Annotated in this window: 3 protein-coding genes; all 3 read left to right on the top strand. The window is 74.7% G+C overall.

From position 1 onward, the window contains the following. The first annotated feature begins 105 nt into the window (after positions 1 to 105). From hisI to ABL57_RS05195, 3 genes are read left to right on the top strand one after another with little or no spacing between them, the layout of a single operon-like run. Entirely contained in the window at positions 106 to 486 is a 381-nt protein-coding gene (gene hisI, locus ABL57_RS05205; RefSeq protein ID WP_047802392.1) for a phosphoribosyl-AMP cyclohydrolase, read from the top strand. A 51-nt stretch (positions 487 to 537) separates the two neighbouring features. Then, positions 538 to 2,136, top strand: a complete 1,599-nt coding sequence (locus ABL57_RS05200; protein WP_047802391.1) for an anthranilate synthase component I — start codon at positions 538 to 540, stop codon at positions 2,134 to 2,136. Further along, positions 2,129 to 2,728 carry a Trp biosynthesis-associated membrane protein gene (locus tag ABL57_RS05195; RefSeq protein WP_047802393.1) on the top strand — a complete coding sequence of 200 codons (600 nt, stop codon included), beginning with the start codon at positions 2,129 to 2,131 and terminating at the stop codon, positions 2,726 to 2,728. Before ABL57_RS05200 ends, ABL57_RS05195 begins: the two co-directional genes overlap by 8 nt. The last annotated feature ends 72 nt before the right edge of the window (positions 2,729 to 2,800 follow it).

The raw sequence follows: 2,800 nt of genomic DNA, 5'->3' as shown, positions 1-2,800 counted from the left end.
GGCCCCCGGCACCGGGGTCACGGCTCCCGCGGCTCCGGCCCCCGGGCCCCTGGCCGCCGAGGCCGGGGACCCGTCCCCCCGGAACAGGTCGATAGGATGGGGGCGATGAACCAGCAGAGCCCCGCACCCGGAACCGCCGTCCTCGATCCCGCCGTGGCGGCGCGCCTCAAGCGGGACCCGGCCGGTCTCGTGGCCGCCGTGGTCCAGCAGCACGACACCAAGGAGGTGCTGATGCTGGGCTGGATGGACGACGAGGCCCTGCGCCGCACCCTCACGGAGGGCCGCGTGACGTTCTGGTCCCGGTCCCGCCAGGAGTACTGGCGCAAGGGCGACACCTCCGGGCACGTCCAGCGCGTGCACCGCGTGAGCCTGGACTGCGACGGCGACGCCCTGCTCGTGCAGGTCGACCAGACCGGCGCCGCCTGCCACACCGGCACCCGCAGCTGCTTCGACGGCCGCGACCTCGGCGCCGCCGCCGCCGTCTGAGCCGCACCCCCCGCTCTCCTCCTCCGCCACCAGGAAGTCAGGTCGACACCCATGCAGGACCTGGGCACCATCAGCCCCACCCTCGAAGAGTTCCGCGCGCTCGCCGCGCAGCGGCGCGTCATCCCCGTGCGCGTCAAGATCCTCGCGGACGCCGTGACCCCGATCGGCCTCTACCGTGCGCTCGCGCTCGAGGACGGCGCCGCCCGTCCCGGCACGTTCCTCATGGAGTCCGCGGCCGAGGGCGGGGTCTGGTCCCGCTACTCGTTCGTCGGCGCGAACTCCCGGGCCACCCTGACCGCCAAGGACGGGCAGGCCCACTGGATCGGCCGGGCACCCGCCGGCGCCCCCACCGGGGGCAGCCCGGTCGAGGCCCTGCGGGACACCATGGCGCTGCTGCACACGGAGCGCTTCGAGGACGTCCCCCCGCTGACCTCCGGGCTCGTGGGGTTCGTGGGCTGGGAGGCCGTGCGCCGCTGGGAGAAGCTCCCGCACCCGCCCGAGGACGACCTGCACCTGCCCGAGCTGGCCATGAACCTCGTCTCCGACATCGCCGTCCACGACAACACCGACGGCACCGTCCTGCTCGTGGCCAACGCCATCAACTTCGACGACACCGACGAGCGCGTCGACGAGGCGTGGGCGGACGCCGTGGAGCGGGTGCACGCGATGCTCGAGAAGCTCGCCCGGCCCGTGGACCACGTCACCGCCTCGACGCTCACCGGCGCCGACGAGATCCGCGGCGACCTCGAGGCCAAGGTCGCCCAGAGCTGGGACCGCACGCTGTTCATGAACTCCATCGTGGAGGGCAAGAAGGCGATCGTGGACGGGGACATCTTCCAGGTCGTGGTCTCCCGCCGCTTCGAGACGGAGTGCACGGCCGACTCCCTCGACGTCTACCGCATGCTGCGGGCGATCAACCCCAGCCCCTACATGTACCTGTACAGCTTCGAGGACGCCGACGGGCGCCCCTTCTCGGTCGTCGGCTCCTCGCCGGAGGCGCTCGTGACCGTGACCGGGGACCAGGCCGTCACCCACCCCATCGCCGGGTCCCGCCCCCGCGGACGCACCGTGGAGGAGGACCTCGCCCTCGAGCGGGACCTGCTCCAGGACGAGAAGGAGCGCTCCGAGCACCTCATGCTCGTGGACCTCGCCCGCAACGACATCTCCAAGATCGCCGTTCCGGGCTCCGTGGAGGTCACCGAGTTCATGGAGGTCGAGCGCTTCAGCCACATCATGCACCTGTGCTCCAACGTCGTCGGGCGGATGCGCCCGGACGCCACCGCCTACGACGTCCTCGCCGCGACCTTCCCCGCCGGCACCCTCTCCGGTGCGCCCAAGCCGCGCGCCCTGCGGCTGCTCGACGAGTACGAGCCGCTGCGCCGGGCCGTCTACGGCGGGGTGGTCGGCTACCTGGACTTCGCCGGGGACATGGACATGGCCATCGCCATCCGCACCGCGCTGCTCGTGGACGGCAAGGCCTACGTCCAGGCCGGCGGCGGCATCGTCGCCGACTCCGACCCCGAGACCGAGGCCCTCGAGTCCCTGAACAAGGCGACCGCCCCGCTGCGGGCGGTCCTGCTCGCCGAGCGGCTGCACGAGCTCGACCTCGAGCGCACGGCCGTCCCGGGCGCCGGTGCCGGGCGTGGCTGAGGCCACGGCGTCCCGGCGCTCGCGGCTCTCCCGCCGGTCCACGGTGGTGCTGGCCACGCTGGTCGCCGCGCTCGCGGTCTTCGGCTGCTCGGCGGCCACGTGGGTCTCCGCCACGGTGCAGACCACCCTCGAACCCGTGACCGTGGACGTCGCCGGCTCCGACGCCGCCCCTGCAGTCACCGCCCTGGGGCTGGTCGCGGCCGCCGGCGCCCTCACCACGGCCATCTCCGGGCGCGTGCTGCGCGCGGTGGTGTCCGTGGTGGTCGTCCTGGCCGGCCTGGGCGCCCTGGCCGCGTCCGTGGCCGTGCTGGCGGACCCGGCCGGCGCCGCGCAGACCACGGTGGGGGAGACCACGGGCATGGTCAACGCCGGCGGCGAGTTCGCCCTGACCCTCTGGCCGTGGCTCGCCGCGGCCGCGGCCGTGCTGGTCGCCCTGTGCGGCGCGTGGTCCCTGCTGGCGGGGCGGTCCTGGACCACGGCCCGGCGCTACGAGCGCACCGGCACGGAAGCCGCCCCGGGCGCGACCGCCGGGCGCGGGGACGAGATCGACTCCTGGGACGCCCTGACGGAGGGGCGCGACCCCACCGCCTGAGCTCCCGCCCGCGGTCGGCGCCCGGAGCGAGCGCGGGCGCCCCGGCCCGCCACGGGGACCGTGCCCGCCGCC

Origin of the sequence: Kocuria sp. SM24M-10 (assembly GCF_001027955.1) — a bacterium.
Taxonomy (GTDB): Bacteria; Actinomycetota; Actinomycetes; order Actinomycetales; family Micrococcaceae; genus Kocuria; species Kocuria oceani.
This window is presented reverse-complemented; position numbering and strand designations above follow the sequence as displayed.

Bases quoted from the DNA above. Each gene is read 5' to 3' on its own strand.
- ABL57_RS05200 (WP_047802391.1), top strand. From the start codon at position 538: ATGCAGGACCTGGGCACCATCAGCCCCACCCTCGAAGAGTTCCGCGCG.
- hisI (WP_047802392.1), top strand. From the start codon at position 106: ATGAACCAGCAGAGCCCCGCACCCGGAACCGCCGTCCTCGATCCCGCC.